The sequence below is a fragment of the Micromonospora sp. RP3T genome (genome assembly GCF_003027925.1).
Lineage (GTDB): Bacteria > Actinomycetota > Actinomycetes > Mycobacteriales > Micromonosporaceae > Micromonospora.
Window position 1 is genome coordinate 106,112 of the sequence record NZ_PYPS01000015.1, and the last position, 14,292, is coordinate 120,403.

At 73.8% G+C, this 14,292-nt stretch carries 14 protein-coding genes; 9 read left to right on the plus strand and 5 right to left on the minus strand.

Features of this window, described 5'->3' with window-relative positions:
- Window positions 1-166 precede the first annotated feature (166 nt).
- Entirely contained in the window at window positions 167-397 is a 231-nt protein-coding gene (locus C8054_RS14505) for a DUF2188 domain-containing protein (RefSeq protein ID WP_107157330.1), read from the minus strand.
- Between the two features lie 503 nt (window positions 398-900).
- On the opposite strand from C8054_RS14505, the gene C8054_RS14510 reads away from it, so the two are divergent.
- Together C8054_RS14510 and C8054_RS14515 are read left to right on the plus strand one after the other, a co-directional pair.
- Window positions 901-1,953, plus strand: a complete 1,053-nt coding sequence (locus C8054_RS14510; protein WP_107157331.1) for a S1 family peptidase — start codon at window positions 901-903, stop codon at window positions 1,951-1,953.
- Between the two features lie 152 nt (window positions 1,954-2,105).
- The gene (locus tag C8054_RS14515; protein WP_107157332.1) at window positions 2,106-2,765 is read left to right on the plus strand and encodes a bifunctional 2-polyprenyl-6-hydroxyphenol methylase/3-demethylubiquinol 3-O-methyltransferase UbiG; all 660 of its coding nucleotides are present in this window, start codon (window positions 2,106-2,108) and stop codon (window positions 2,763-2,765) included.
- Here the strand turns inward: C8054_RS14515 and C8054_RS14520 are convergent.
- Window positions 2,717-3,955 carry a sugar efflux transporter gene (locus C8054_RS14520; RefSeq protein ID WP_233219638.1) on the minus strand — a complete coding sequence of 413 codons (1,239 nt, stop codon included), beginning with the start codon at window positions 3,953-3,955 and terminating at the stop codon, window positions 2,717-2,719. The genes C8054_RS14515 and C8054_RS14520 overlap by 49 nt on opposite strands.
- An 88-nt stretch (window positions 3,956-4,043) precedes the next feature.
- Here C8054_RS14520 and C8054_RS14525 point away from each other — a divergent pair, with 88 nt between their 5' ends.
- Entirely contained in the window at window positions 4,044-5,345 is a 1,302-nt protein-coding gene (locus C8054_RS14525) for a DUF1800 family protein (RefSeq protein WP_107157334.1), read from the plus strand.
- A 12-nt stretch (window positions 5,346-5,357) separates the two neighbouring features.
- The gene (locus tag C8054_RS14530) at window positions 5,358-6,599 is read left to right on the plus strand and encodes a DUF1501 domain-containing protein (protein WP_107157335.1); all 1,242 of its coding nucleotides are present in this window, start codon (window positions 5,358-5,360) and stop codon (window positions 6,597-6,599) included.
- Window positions 6,600-6,615: 16 nt separating this feature from the next.
- Here the strand turns inward: C8054_RS14530 and C8054_RS14535 are convergent, their stop codons facing one another.
- Window positions 6,616-8,190: an FMN-binding glutamate synthase family protein gene (locus C8054_RS14535; RefSeq protein WP_107157336.1), complete on the minus strand. Its 1,575-nt coding sequence runs from the start codon at window positions 8,188-8,190 to the stop codon at window positions 6,616-6,618.
- A gap of 84 nt (window positions 8,191-8,274) precedes the next feature.
- Here C8054_RS14535 and C8054_RS14540 point away from each other — a divergent pair, with 84 nt between their 5' ends.
- From C8054_RS14540 to C8054_RS14560, 4 genes are all read left to right on the plus strand, one after another.
- Window positions 8,275-8,841 (plus strand): RNA polymerase sigma factor, encoded by a 567-nt coding sequence (locus C8054_RS14540; RefSeq protein WP_233219639.1) that lies wholly within the window; start codon window positions 8,275-8,277, stop codon window positions 8,839-8,841.
- Window positions 8,834-9,541: a hypothetical protein gene (locus C8054_RS14545; RefSeq protein WP_107157338.1), complete on the plus strand. Its 708-nt coding sequence runs from the start codon at window positions 8,834-8,836 to the stop codon at window positions 9,539-9,541. Before C8054_RS14540 ends, C8054_RS14545 begins: the two co-directional genes overlap by 8 nt.
- An 83-nt stretch (window positions 9,542-9,624) precedes the next feature.
- The gene (locus C8054_RS14555) at window positions 9,625-10,158 is read left to right on the plus strand and encodes a hypothetical protein (protein ID WP_233219640.1); all 534 of its coding nucleotides are present in this window, start codon (window positions 9,625-9,627) and stop codon (window positions 10,156-10,158) included.
- A gap of 72 nt (window positions 10,159-10,230) precedes the next feature.
- Window positions 10,231-10,788 carry a DUF5872 domain-containing protein gene (locus C8054_RS14560; protein WP_107157341.1) on the plus strand — a complete coding sequence of 186 codons (558 nt, stop codon included), beginning with the start codon at window positions 10,231-10,233 and terminating at the stop codon, window positions 10,786-10,788.
- 7 nt (window positions 10,789-10,795) lie between these two features.
- Here the strand turns inward: C8054_RS14560 and C8054_RS14565 are convergent, their stop codons facing one another.
- The gene (locus C8054_RS14565; RefSeq protein ID WP_107157342.1) at window positions 10,796-11,989 is read right to left on the minus strand and encodes an endo-1,4-beta-xylanase; all 1,194 of its coding nucleotides are present in this window, start codon (window positions 11,987-11,989) and stop codon (window positions 10,796-10,798) included.
- A 166-nt stretch (window positions 11,990-12,155) separates the two neighbouring features.
- Here C8054_RS14565 and C8054_RS14570 point away from each other — a divergent pair, with 166 nt between their 5' ends.
- On the plus strand, window positions 12,156-13,637 hold the full coding sequence (locus tag C8054_RS14570; protein WP_233219641.1) for an RICIN domain-containing protein: 1,482 nt from the start codon (window positions 12,156-12,158) through the stop codon (window positions 13,635-13,637).
- Between the two features lie 25 nt (window positions 13,638-13,662).
- On the opposite strand, the gene C8054_RS14575 is transcribed toward C8054_RS14570, so the two are convergent.
- The gene (locus tag C8054_RS14575) at window positions 13,663-14,292 is read right to left on the minus strand and encodes a TetR/AcrR family transcriptional regulator (RefSeq protein WP_107157344.1); all 630 of its coding nucleotides are present in this window, start codon (window positions 14,290-14,292) and stop codon (window positions 13,663-13,665) included.

The following is a 14,292-nucleotide window of genomic DNA, read 5'->3' on the forward strand; positions in this document are numbered from 1 at the left end:
CCCGGCCTGCCTCACCCTTCCGTCTGCCGGCGGGCCGCGCCATGTCGTAATCGCCGAACCCTGAGCGGCGACCGTTGTAGGAACCACACAAAAGTTTTTATGCCAATACGCTGGACAGCGCCGTCCCCGAGCGGGTCCGGCGCTGTCCAGCGGTGACGTGGGCGGTTCAGCCCGGAATCTCGCGCGGGTCGCGGCTGCGCGGGTAGGTGTTCTTCTCTCCGATCGTGCCGTCCTGCTTCTTGATCACGTGCTCGGTGCCGCGCTCGGCCGCCATCTCCCGGCCGGCGGCCTCCGCCTCGGCCTTCGTGTCGTGCCGGCTGCTGGCGCGCTCGTTGCCCTCCGGGCGGTTCTTCCACTGCCCGTCCTGCTGATAGGTGTCGATGTCACCCGTCGCCATGTCGTCAGCTCCCCTCGGATCCGTGGTCGATGACGAATGTCTGCCCCCACCCCCGCCCCCCTAATCCTCCCGCCCCCACCCCGACCCCCACCACGCGCAGATTCCCGGAAAGAGTGGCCATTCCGGCGGCAATGGCCACTCTTTCCGGGAAACCGGCGTCGGGTGGGTGGGTGTGCGCGCCGGGGCGGCGCGATTTTGCGGGTTTCGATCTCGTCCCGGTATCTGGTCGGGGAGCCGGGTCGGGAGTCCGGCGGGGTGGCGCGAAAACGTGTTACTGACCAGTAAGGACGCGCGTGAATGCCGCCAACCGCCCGAGTTGCCGTCGATCGGTCCTACCCGACCCAAGTGCTGAGATCGGGGCCAGTCGCCGCAAGCGGAACTCTTGCCATCAATGACAAACGTGTGACAACTTCGACGAAGCCCGATCGGCCGAGCCTCACCGGCCGAACGGCTGCCCGGGGCTGCCGAAAGGCCGCCCGTGCTCAGCTCCAGGAGGTATCCATATGCGACTCTCCGGGTCATCGCGGCGTACCGCCACCGCCCTCACCGTGGCCGGCGCGCTGATCGTCGGCTCACTGGCCGGCGCTCCCGCACACGCCGCACCCGAGACGTCCGCCACCCCCGAGAAAGCCACCGCGCTCGCCGCCGCACTCGGCGACCGCTCCGCCGGGACGTACGCCGACGCCGCCGGCGCCATGGTCGTCACGGTGACCGACGACGCCGCCGCCCAGAAGGTCCGCGCGGCCGGCGCCACCCCCAAACTCGTCACCCGGGGCGCGGACGACCTCGCCCGCGCCACCTCGGCGCTGGACAAGTCCGCCCGCATCCCGGGCACCGCCTGGTGGACCGACCCGGCGACCAACCAGGTGGTCGTCTCGGTCGACAGCACCGTCACCGGCGCGAAGCTGGACCGGGTCAAGGCCGTCGCGAAGCAGCTCGACGGCACCATCCGGATCGAGCGTGAGGCCGGCACGCTCGGCACCCGGACGGCCGGCGGCGAGGCCATCTACGCCCAGGGCGGCGGACGCTGCTCACTCGGCTTCAACGTGCGCAGCGGCAGCACCTACTACTTCCTGACCGCCGGGCACTGCACCGCCATCGCCGCCAACTGGTACGCCGACTCCGGGCAGAGCAGCCAGCTCGGCACCGGTGGCACCGGCAGCTTCCCCGGCAACGACTACGGCATCGTGCAGCACACGAACGCCGGCGCGGCCGAGAGCAGCGTCTCGCTCTACAACGGCAGCACGCAGGCCATCACCGGCGCGGCCGACGCGTTCGTCGGGCAGTCGGTGCAGCGCTCCGGCAGCACCACCGGCCTGCACGGCGGCACGGTCGAGGCGCTCGACGCCACGGTGAACTACGCCGAGGGCAGCGTCTCCGGCCTGATCCGCACGAACGTCTGCGCCGAGCCGGGCGACAGCGGCGGCTCGCTGTTCAGTGGCAGCAGCGCCATCGGCCTGACCTCCGGCGGCAACGGTGACTGCTCCTCCGGCGGAACCACCTACTTCCAGCCGGTGACCGAGGCGCTCAGCGTCTACGGCGTGAGCATCGCCTGACCGCGTCCGCGTACGGGACGGGGTCGTCGGGAAACCGGCGGCCCCGTCCCACTGCGTTTGCCGGAACGGCAAGGATCCTTGCCGCCGGCCCGGCCCTCGCGCACGATGGCGGGGCCGGGCCGCCGACGTGCCCGGCGGCGAAGGAGACAGGCATGACCGGGCACCACCAGCAGCACCAGCAGGACCCGCCGGCGGACACCGACCCGGCCCGGTTCTGGGACGAGCGGTACGGGCAGGCGGACCGGATCTGGAGTGGCCGGGTCAACCCGGTGCTCGCCGAGGTGGCCGCCGACCTGCCCCCGGGCACGGTGCTCGACCTGGGCAGCGGCGAGGGCGGCGACGCGGTCTGGCTGGCGACCCGGGGCTGGCACGTCACCGCCGTGGACATCTCGACCGTGGCGCTGGAGCGCCTCGCGGTCGAGGCCGCGCGCGCCGGCGTGGCGGACCGGATCACCACCGCCCGGCACGACGTGACCCGGGACTTCCCGGCCGGCCGCTTCGACCTGGTGTCGGCGCAGTTCTTCCAGTCCCCGCTGGTGCTGCCCCGGGAACAGGTGCTGCCCCGGGCGGCCGGGGCGGTGGCGCCCGGTGGCCGACTGCTCGTCGTCGAGCACGGCGCGCCGCCGCCGTGGTCCGGGCTCGACGCCGACGACCCGCGGTTCGCCAGCCCGGAGCGGATCCTCGCCGCGATCGACCTCGACCCGGACGGCTGGCGGATCGAGCGGCTCGGCGCGGCACGCCGCACCGCCACCGGCCCCGACGGTCACCCGGGAGAGCTGGTCGACCACGTGGTCCTGGCCCACCGCCGCTGACCGTCGGCCCCGGGCCGGGTCAGCAGCAGCACCAGCGTGCCGGCCGCGCACAACGTCGCCGCCATGGCGTACGCCCAGCGGAAGCCGATCTGCGCGGAGAGCCCCAGCAGCGGGCCGGCGAGCACCGCGCCGATCGGGAACGTGTTGGTGAACAGCGTGGTGGCCCGGCCGGGCTGGCCCGGCAGCAGATCCTGCACGTACGAGATGCCGACCCCGGAGACCGCGGCGATGAACAGCGCGTTTACCGGCTGCGCGACGAGCAGCACCGGCACGCTCGTCGCCCCGGCGGCGACCGCGTAGTAGGCGACGCCGCAGCCGGCCCCGACCAGGATCAACGGCCGGAGCCGGACCCGCGCGGTGAGCGCGCCCAGCCCCAGCATGAGCGGGATCTCCAGCGCGGCGCAGAGGCCCAGCACGAGGCCCGCGTCCGCCGGGTCGCCGCGCAGCACCCGGCCGATGAACAGCGGCAGCACCTGCACGCCGAGCGTCAGCGGGCACTGCAACATGGTGAAGGCCGCCACCGTCAGCGCCAACCGCCACCGCGACGCGCCCGGCGGGCCGGCGGCCGGCTCGTCCGGGGCCGGTCGCGGCGGCACCGGCAGCTCCTCCAGCCGGAGCACGGCGATCAGCGCGGCCAGCGCGTACATGACCGCGGCCGCGCCGTAGACCAGCCGGAAGCCGCCGACGGAGAGCAGGATCGCGGCCAGCGGCGGCCCGGCCACCCAGGACAGCGAGAAGACGGTACGCATCACGCTGACGCCGAGCGCGGCCCGCCCGGGACTGTCCCGGTCGAGCAGTTGGCGGGTGTAGGCGAACGACTGCGGGAACAGCGAGTTGGCCAGCGCCATGACGGTCGCGGTCAGCACCATCAGGACCCAGTAGTCGCGGACGAACGCGATCAGGCCGGCGCCCACCATCCCGGCCAGCGACGCGCCGATCAGCAGCCGACGCCGGATCGGCCACCGGTCCGACAGCCGCCCCACCAGCACCGCCACCGCCACCCCGGACAGCGGCGCGACGACCAGGAACACGGTGACCCGCACCGGATCGGCCCGCACCTCGGTGTCGAGGAACAGCGACAGGAAGGGCATCACCACGGCGACGGAGGTGCCGACGGTCAGGAACAGCAGGGCCAGCGGGAGCAGCCGGAAGCGGCCGGCGCGCACCGCCGGCCTGGTGTCGACAGCCATGCGGGGCACGCTACGCCGTACCGGTGACAAACCCGGCCCGGACGTGATTCTTACCGTCCTCGAACACCGCGCCGCTAACGTCGGCGGCATGAGGGAACGGGAAGCGGTGGCGCACCTGTTGCGCCGGGCGACGTTCGGGCCGACCGCCGACGAGGTGGACGACGCCGAGCGGGCCGGACTCGCCGCCACCCTCGACCGGCTGCTCGACCCCGCCGGGCCGGACCGGGGCGCGGCGGCCACCCCGACGCCCGCGCTCGGCCCCGACCCGGCGGCGGCGCTCGCCCAGGACGCCACCCGTGAGCAGCGCCAACAAGTCAACCGCGAGCGTCGTGAGCAGGTGAACACACTGACCGCCTGGTGGCTGGCGCGGATGATCGCCGCCGAGCACCAGGGCGACGAGAAGCTGCTGTTCTTCTGGCACGGGCACTGGGCCACGAGCGTGCGCAAGGTCCGGTCGGCGCCGCTGATGCTGCGTCAGTTGGAGACGCTTCGACGGTTCGGTCGAGGCCCGCTGGCGCCGCTTGTCGACGCCATGGTCCGGGACCCGGCGCTCATCCTCTGGCTCGACGGCCAGCAGAACACCCGGCGGGCGCCGAACGAGAACCTGGCCCGTGAACTGCTGGAACTGTTCACGCTCGGCATCGGCGGCGGCTACCGCGAGGCCGACGTCAAGGAGGGCGCGCGGGCGCTCACCGGCTGGACGGTGGACCGGCGTACCGGCGTCGCCCGGTTCGTGGCCCGGCGGCACGACCCCGGGCCGAAGACGATCCTCGGCAGCCGTGCCGCCTTCGACGCCGGCTCGTACGCGGCGCTGCTCGCCGGCCGCCCGGAGACCGCCCGGTTCGTCGCCGGCCGGCTGTGGTTCCGCTACGCCGGCGCGCAGGTGCCGCCGCCGGCGGACCTCGCCGGCCCGGACACCGTCGGCACGCTGCGCCGGATCTTCACCGCGCCGGCGTTCGCGCAGACCCGCGACACGCTCGTCAAGCAACCCGTCGAGTGGCTGGTCGGCGCGGCCCGGCAGCTCGGGGTGCGCCCGGCGACGTTGTCGGAGGCGGGCCGGCGCCGGCTGCTGGCCGGGCTCAACGCTTTGGACCAGGTGCCGTTGCGACCGCCGAGCGTCGGCGGCTGGCCGGCCGGCACGGCCTGGCTGACCACCTCGTCGTTGCAGGCCCGGATGCGGGTCGCCGACCAGGTGGCCGGCGCGGCCGATCCGGCGGTGCTGGCCCGGCTGGCCGCCGCGCCGCCGGCGGGTCGCCCCGACGCGTTGGCGCGACTGCTGGTCGTGGACCGGTGGAGCGACCGCACCCGGGCCGCCCTGGTCCCGCTGGCCGGACAACCCCGCCGGCTGCTGGTCGCCGGCCTGGTCAGCCCCGAGTACGCGGTCAGTTGAGAGGAGCGATCCGTGGACGTCCTGACCCGACGGCGGTTCCTGGTGGCCAGTGGCGTGGTCGGCGCGAGCGCCCTGGCCGGCGGCGCCGCCGCGTACCGCCTGAACGACCTGCTCGCCACCGCCGGTGACCGGGACCCGCAGGCCCGCACGCTCGTCCTGGTCACGCTGTACGGCGGCAACGACGGCCTGAACACCGTCGTGCCCCACGCCGACCCCGCCTACCGGAACGCCCGGCCCGACCTGGCGTACTCGGCCGAGGAGGTGCTGCGGCTCGACGACGGCACCGGCCTCAACCCGGCGCTCGCCGGGCTGCACCGCGCGTACGGCGCGGGACGGCTCGCGGTGGTACGCGGCGTCGGCTACCCGAAGCCGGACCGGAGCCACTTCCGGTCCATGGACATCTGGCACACCGCCCAGCCGGACCGGCCCGGCACCACGGGTTGGCTGGGCCGCTGGCTCGACCGGGCCGGCGCGGACCCCCGGCTGGCGGTGTCGTTCGAACCGGCCCTGCCGCCACTGCTGGCCGGCGAACGAGGGGCCGGGGCGTCGGTGCCGGTGACCGAGCGGGAGAGCCCACCCCGGCTCGCCGCCGAGACGCTGACCGCGCTCGCGGCCGTCGCGCCGGACGACTCACCGGCGCGGGCCCGCGCGGCGGCCTGCTTCGCCGACCTGGGCGCGGTGGACGCGATGGTCCGGCAGGTCCGGGCCACGCCGGCGGCCGAGGACGCCGAGGACGACGGGGAGACCGCGTCGGCCACCGCGACCGGCGGCGCCCGGGCCTCCCTGGACGCGCAACTCGACCTGGTCGCCCGCTGCGTCGAGGCGGGGGTCGTCACCCGGGTCTTCTCCGTCTCGCTCGGCGGCTTCGACACGCACGCCGACGAGAAGCAGCTCCAGCAGGTGCTGCTCGGACAGCTCGACGGCGCGTTGAGCCGCTTCACCGACCGGATGTCGCGCACCGAGGCCGGCCGCAAGGTGGTGGTGGCGGTCTACTCGGAGTTCGGCCGCCGGGTCCGGGCCAACGCCTCCGACGGCACCGACCACGGCACCGCCTCGAACGTGCTGCTGCTGGGCGCGCCGGTCGACGGCGGCCTGTACGGCGAGCCGCCCAGCCTCACCGACCTCGACGACGGCGACCTGAAGTTCACCACCGACTTCCGGGACGTCTACGCCACGCTGCTGGAGCGGGTGCTGGACACCGATGCCGGGGCGGTCCTCGGGGGCTGGCGGGGGCGGCTCGCCGACGCGCTCTGAGCCGGGCGACGCCGGGTCAGCCGACCGCGGTGGCCGACGGCGGCGCGCTGCCGCCGCGCGGCGCCTCGGCCGTCATCAGCCGGACGATCTGCGCCCGGTCGGCCTCCGACGGCAACCCCCACTCGGGCCGGTAGCCGTACACCTGGTCCAGCGGGGTGGCGGCGGTCCGGCCGTCGACGATCTCGACCGAGTCGGTGCCGATCAGGCCGGGATGCTCCACGCCGCACGCTTCGGCGACCTTGACCAGGTCCCGGCGCAGCGTCCGCACGTAGTTGGCGGCCCGCACCGACTTGCGGGCCGGGTCCAGGCCCCGGGCCAGCCAGGCGTTCTGGGTCGCGACGCCGGTCGGGCAGGTGTCGGTGTGGCACTTCTGCGCCTGGATGCAGCCGATCGCCAGCATCGCCTCCCGACCGACGTTGACCATGTCGGCGCCGAGCGCGAACGCGACCACCGCGTTGTCCGGCAGGCCGAGCTTGCCCGCGCCGACGAAGACCACCTGCTCGTGCAGGCCGCGCTCGGCGAACGTCCGGTAGACGCGGGAGAAGCCCTGCTGGAACGGCAGCGACACCGAGTCGCTGAAGATGAGCGGGGCGGCGCCGGTGCCGCCCTCGCCGCCGTCGACGGTCACGAAGTCGACGCCCCGGCCGGTGTCCCGCATCAGCGTGGCGAGATCCTCCCAGAAGCCCAGGTCGCCGACCGCCGACTTGATGCCGACCGGCAGGCCGGTCTCGGCCGCGAGCAGCTCCACCCAGTCCAGCAGACTGTCGCAGTCGGAGAACTCGGCGTGCCGCGACGGGCTGACGCAGTCCTGCCCGGCCGGGATGCCCCGGGTGGCGGCGATCTCGGCGGAGACCTTCGCCGCCGGCAGCAGACCGCCAAGGCTGGGCTTGGCGCCCTGGCTGAGTTTGATCTCCAACGCCCGCACCGGCGCGTCCGCCACCAGATCCTTGAGCCGGTCCAGGCTGAACCGGCCGCGCTCGTCGCGGCAGCCGAAGTACGCGGTGCCGAGCTGGAAGACCAGCTCACCGCCCTTGCGGTGGTACGGCGACAGGCCACCCTCACCGGTGTTCTGGAGGCAGCCGGCCAGCGCGGCACCCCGGTTCAACGCCTCGATCGCGTTGCCGGAGAGCGAGCCGAAGCTCATCCCGGAGATGTTGACCACCGACTCCGGCCGGAACGCGCCCGCCCGCCCGCGCGCCGCGCCCAGCACCTTGGCGCAGGGCAGCGCCACGTCGTGCCCGGCGGCCGGCGCGGACGGCGGCACGGCCCGCCCGAACGTGCGGTGCTTGATGATCGGGTAGCCGCGGGTGTGCTCGATGTCGTTGTCGGTGCCGAACCCGAAGTAGTTGTTCTCCTGCTTCGCCGAGGCGTACACCCAGCGCCGTTGGTCGCGGGTGAACGGCCGCTCCTCGTCGTTGCCGGCCACCACGTACTGGCGCAGCTCGGGCCCGATCGACTCGATCAGGTAGCGGGCGCGGCCGAGGACGGGAAAGTTGCGGCGCAGCGCGTGGTCACGTTGCAGCAGGTCCCGGGCCGCCATGGCGGCGACGGCGGCGACGGCGGCGGGTACGGCTCTTCTGGCCCAGCTCATCCCGCCACTCTTTCCGCCCGGGCCGCCGGCCAAACTCGGGCGGGAACCCGAGCGGCGCGAGCGGTGTCAGGGAAGTGGACCGAGGTGGAGGTTGCCCTGGACGACGACGAGATCGTCACCCGCGTACGCGCCGGTGACCGGGAGGCGTACGACCTCCTGGTCGCCCGGCACACCGCGTCCGCGTACCGGACGGCGGTGCTGCTCGGCGCCGGGTCGGACGCGGAGGACGTCATTCAGGAGGCGTTCGTGAAGGCGTACCGGAAGTTGTCCCGGTGGCGGGGTGAGGCGTCGTTCCGGTCCTGGCTGCTGGCCATCGTGGCGAACGAGAGCCGGAACCTGCACCGCTCACGTGGCCGGCGGGACGGGCTGGCGCTGCGGGCCGCGGCGGCCGACCCGGCCACGGAGGCGACCGCCGGGGACGGGCTCGACGCGGTCCTCGCCGCCGAACGCCGCGCGGCGCTGGTCGGGGCGCTGCGCCGGTTGCCGGACCGGGACCGTGACGTGCTCGCCTGCCGGTACCTGCTCGACCTCACCGAGGACGAGACCGGCACCGTGCTGGGGCTGCCCCGGGGCACCGTGAAGTCGCGGGCCCACCGCGCCCTGGCCAAGCTGCGCGGCCTGCTCGACCACGAGGCGGTGCGCCGTGGATGACCTGGAGCGGGAACTGCGCGACCTGGGCGCCTGGCTGGAGCCGTCCGGGCCGCCGGACGTGACCGCCCGGGTCCGTGCCCGCCTCGCCGCGCCGCCGCGTCGACGGTGGCGGTACTGGCTGGCCGCCGCGCTCGTGGCCCTACTGGTGGTGGCGCTGCCGCCGGGCCGCGCCGCGCTCGCCGACGCGGTGACCGGGCTGCTGCGGTTCTCCGGCGTCGTCATCGACACCGCGCCCGCGCCGCCCACCGGCACCCCGGCGCCGTGGCCGGCGCAGCGTCCGGTCGCGCTCGCCGAGGCCCAGCGGCAGGTCCGCTTCCCGATCCGGGTGCCGGCCCGGCTCGGCGCCCCCGAGCGGGTGCTGGTCGCCGACCCGGACGGCACCGGCGCGCACCGGGTCGCCAGCCTGCTCTACCGGGGCGGGACGCTGCGGCTGGACGCGTTCGACGGCACGCTCGACACCGTGTTCCACAAGCGGACGGCCGGTGCGGACGTGACGTTCACGTCGGTGCACGGCACCTTCGCGATCTGGGTCGGCGGCCCGCATGCGTTGGCGTACATCGACCGGCGGGGGAGCGTGCGGGTGGCCACCGCGCGGCTGAGCGCGGCGACGCTGATCTGGCAGGAGGGCGGCGTGAGCTACCGGCTGGAGGGCGAGCTGACCCGGGACGAGGCGCTCGACGTCGCGGGCTCGCTGGACTGAGCCGGGAACCCGGCCGGCGCGGGCGGTGTCCTGCTGGTGGAGCGTACGTCGTCGATCGGGGGTGTCGGATGTCCCGTCCGGGCATGGTTCTGCTGGTGCCGGTGCTGCTGCTGGCCGGCTGCACGAGCGCGGGCCGCCCGGCCCCGCCGCCGCCGCCGGACGCCGGCCCGGCCGCCACGACCGTCGCCGCGCCCGCCACGACCGCCGCCGCGCCCGCCGCGACGGGGTGCCGCGCGGCGGTGACGACCGGCCGGTTGCCGGACTGGGCGGATGCCGGGTTCACCGGCGACACCCGGATGCCGCACGTCCTCGGCGACCGGGGGGAGATCGTCGCGATCCTGTTCGGGCACCCGCTGACGTACGCCCGGAGCGAGGGGCCGACCAACAAGATCCTCTGGGTGGGTCGTCCGACGTCCGCCTCGCCCGACCCGACGGCGTCGACCACGCTGGTGATCACCGCGACGCTGGACGGCGTCGGTACCGCGGTCACCCGGGAGGTGGCTGGCGGTCCCGGACCGTCCACGGTCGACCTGCCGGCGGCCGGCTGCTGGCACCTGCGGCTGGCGTGGTCCGGCCGGTCCGACACGATGGACCTCGTCTACCGGGCCGCCGGTTGAGGCCGGGGTAGGCGACGGGTTCGTGCCCCGGCGGCGGGGCATGGGCCGGTCCGGTCCGGGTAACGCCGGGTCATGGCGAAGTACACGAAGCCGGAACTGCGGGAGCGGCTGAAGGAGGAGATCAAGGCCTCCGACAAGGGCGGCCGGCCGGGGCAGTGGTCGGCCCGCAAGTCGCAGTTGCTGACCAACGAGTACAAGAAGCGCGGTGGGGGCTTCGCGGGCCCGAAGGACGCGCGGCAGCGTTCCCTGCAACGCTGGGGTGGCGAGCAGTGGCAGACCCGGTCCGGTGACACCCGTGCCCGGCACAACGGTGAAACCGAGCGTTACCTGCCGAAACAGGCCTGGGAGGAGCTGTCGGAGCAGGACCGGCGGGAAACCGACCGCCGCAAGCGTCGCGCGTCGCGCACCGGCCGGCAGTACGTCCCGAACACCGGCCCGGCCAAGCGGGCCCGCCGGGACGCGACAGCGGCCGAGCAGGTCAACGAGCTGCCGGTGGCGGAGGCGGCGAAGCTGGTGCGCGACCTCGACAAGCGCCAACTCGACGCGGCGTTGCGTCGGGAACGCGGCGGCAAGGCCCGCAGCACGCTGATCCGGCGGCTGGAGTCGGAACTCCGCCGCCGGACCGCGTGAGCACCGACTACCGGCGCGGCTGCTGCGGGACGCGGGGCCGCACGAACGGCGGCCCGGCGAAGATGAGGTCGGCCTTCAGCTCCTGGTACGACCGCTTCGGCTGGTAGTTCTCGTCGTACACGGTGGCGAGGCCCTCCGGCGGGTCCGAGAACGCGCCCGGCACCCAGGAGTGCTTGTCGGTGAAGCCCCAGAGCGTGAACGACAGGCAGTGCCGCTCGGCCAGGCAGGCGCGCAGCAGCGTGCTGAAGTTGGCCGCGGACGCCTGCAACCGGGGGTTGATCTCGGCGGAGTCGCCGGCCCGCACCCCGGCGGTGAGCTGGCTGCGCACGTCCACCTCGGTGAACGCGGTGGCCAGGCCCAGGCCGGCGAACTTCCGCAGCGCGGCGGCGACCTGGAGCGTGTCGTAGTTGCCGTACTGGGTGCCCAGGTGGCCCTGGCTGCCGACGCCGTCGATCGGCACGCCCCGGGCCCGCAGGTCCCGCGCCATCTCGTAGACGAACTGCGTCTTGTCGTCGGCCGGGTTGCCGGAGCCGAACGCCTCGATGTTGTAGTCGTTGTAGAACAGCAGCGCGTTCGGGTCGGCGGCGCGCGCCCAGCGGAACGCGTCGGCGATGTAGCCGGGGCCGAGGTGCTCGGCCCAGAAGCCCTTGTAGTGCAGCGTGGACGGGGTGTCCCAGGGGTCGCTGACCGCCTCGTTCACCACGTCCCACTGCCAGATCCGGCCCTTGAAGTGGCGGACCACGGCGGTGATGTGGTCCCGCAGGATGCGGCGCAGCTCGGCGGTGTCGATGGAGCCGTCCTCGACGCCGCTGGTCAGCCACGCCGGCAACTGGTTGTGCCAGACCAGCACGTGACCACGGACCCGCTGGTGGTGCTGGCGGGCGAACGCGACCAGCTCGTCGGCCGGCCCCCAGTCGTAGGTGCCGCGGGTGGGTTCCAGGCTCTCCCACTTCATCACGTTCTCGGCGGTGACTGTGGAGAACTCGGACCCGACCAGCTCGCGGTAGCGCGGCTCGGCGGCGTTGTCGAGCGCGGCCATGTCGACAGCGGTGCCCACGTACAGGCCGTGCCGTTGGGCCAGGGCACGCAGGCTCTGCGCGGTCGGGTCGTAGGGGCGTCCGGCGGTGGCGGGTACGGCGTTGAGGGCGGCGGCGGTCGCCACGGCGACCAGGCCGGCGGCGATCCAACGGCTCGGCTTCACAGGTGTCCTTCCGGCAGCGGGCGAAACTTCCGGGAACTTTTCCGAAACTCGGCCGGAACATTACGGCCGTCGATGTGGCGTCGTCAATCGCCTGGCGCGCCGGTGTCTTGACACCTGCGGTTGTGAACGTAAACATAGATGGTTGTCTGTATATGGAGGTCTTCGCGTGAACGAGGTGCGGCGTAGTCGGTTGCTTATCGCGCTGGTGGGCGCGCTGATCGCGCTGGTGGGTGCCGTGGCGGTCGCCCCGACGCCGGCCGCCGCCGCCACCGAGGGGTTCCGGGGGATGAACTGGGCGGTGCTGGGCGACAACTTCAGCACCGGCCCGCTCGTCGTGCAGGGCCTGAGCATGTCCGACAGCAACGCGACCGTGCGGGCCAAGGCCAACGCCCTCTACGACGACATGGCGGCGACCATGGGCGTCAACACCGTCCGGCTGCCGATCAACACGCACACCGTGGGCACGGCGTGGTGGGAGGCGTACCGGGGCGCGATCGACGCCGCCACCGCGCGGGGCTTCAAGGTCATCCTCGCCTACTGGGAGGACGGCGCCGCCTCCGGCGGCCGGATCACGAACCTCGCCGCCTGGAACGCGATGTGGTCCACGGTGACGAACACGTACGGCGCGAACCCCAACGTCTACTTCGAGCCGATGAACGAGCCGCACGGCTACAGCTCGGCGGAGTGGCGCGACGTCGCGGCCAACTGGCTCAGCTACCACTACTCGGCGGTGCCCGGTCGGGTGCTGATCGGCGGCACCGGCTTCAGCCAGGACCTGCGCGACGTCTGCAACGACCCCCGCTTCGCCGCGACGCTGTTCTCCTTCCACCACTACGCGTTCTTCTACGAGGCGATGAGCTACGACGCCTTCCGGAGCCACATCCAGACCCGCCTCGGGACCTGCGCCTCCCGCGCGGTGGCCACCGAGTTCGGCGCGCCGATGAACGACGGCCGCGACTACGCCGACGCCGCCAGCACCGACAACTTCGTCCGCCACATCCGCGCCATGGCCCAGGTCATGCGCGACAACCGGATGGGCGGCACCTACTGGCCGGCCCTCGGCGGCAAGCCCGGCACCATCGGGTACGACTGGTACTCGATGTTCTCGCTCAGCGGCAGCGGCACGAACCTCGACCTGACCGTCCGCAACCCCTCCGGCGCGGACCGGATCCGCTACGGGTGGGGCGACACGATCGGCGGCGGGCCCACCACGCCGCCCCCGTCGACCGGGACGTTCTACCGGATCACGGTGCGCCACAGCGGCAAGGCGATGGACGTCCAGGCGCCGAACACCGACAACGGCGCGCGCGTCGGCCAGTACACGTACGGCGGCAACCCGTGGCAGCAGTGGCAGTTCGTCGACGCCGGCAGCGGCTGGTGGCGCCTCGTCAGCCGGCACAGCGGGAAGTGCCTCGACGTGACGGGCGCCTCGACCGCCGACGGCGCGGAACTCATCCAGTACACCTGCGGCAGCGGCGCCAACCAGCAGTTCCAGATGGTGGCCAGCGGTGGCTGGTTCCAGCTTCGGGCCCGGCACAGCGGCAAGTGCGTGGACGTGCCGGCCCTGTCGACCGCGGACGGCGTGGTCCTCAAGCAGTACGCCTGCAACACCGGCGCCAACCAGCAGTGGTCACGGACGCCCGTCTAGTGCGCCTGCTGTCCGCTCGCCGGCATCACCCGCGCATCGCGCCCCGGGTGACCCGGGCCGGCGGCGGCAGGGCGGTCCCCGTGGGTGCGGCCCGGAAGGCGTCGAGGGCCAGCGCCGCGAACCGTCGCGCCGCCGCCACCCGTACGTCGGGCGCCGCCGCCCACAACCCGCGGCCGGCCATGAGCACCAGGATCAGGTCGTCGAGCACGAAGTCGGCCCGCAGCGAGCCCGCTTCCTGCGCCCGCCGGCACAGCAGCGCGAGCGACCGAAGCATGCGCGCGCGATGCGCCGCGAAGTCGACCGTCCCCGGGTACGACGACAGGAACGCGTCGACGAACCCCTGGTTGCGCGCGTTGAGCTCGGTGATGTCGGTGACGACCGAGCACAGCCCGCGCCAGGGCTCCGGGTCGGCGCACCCGGCACGCACGATGCCGCCGCAGGCGCGCAGCTCGTCGGTGAACGCCTCGTCGATGAGCGCCTGCTTGGTCGGGAAACGCCGGTAGAGCGTCGCCGGCCCGACCCCGGCCCGGCGGGCGATCTCGCGCATCGGCACGTCCAGCCCGTGTTCGGAGAAGGCGGCCCGGGCGGCATCGAGCAGGCGGTCCCGGTTGTCGCGGGCGTCCGAGCGGAGCATGTGAGGCAAACGGTCGGCCAT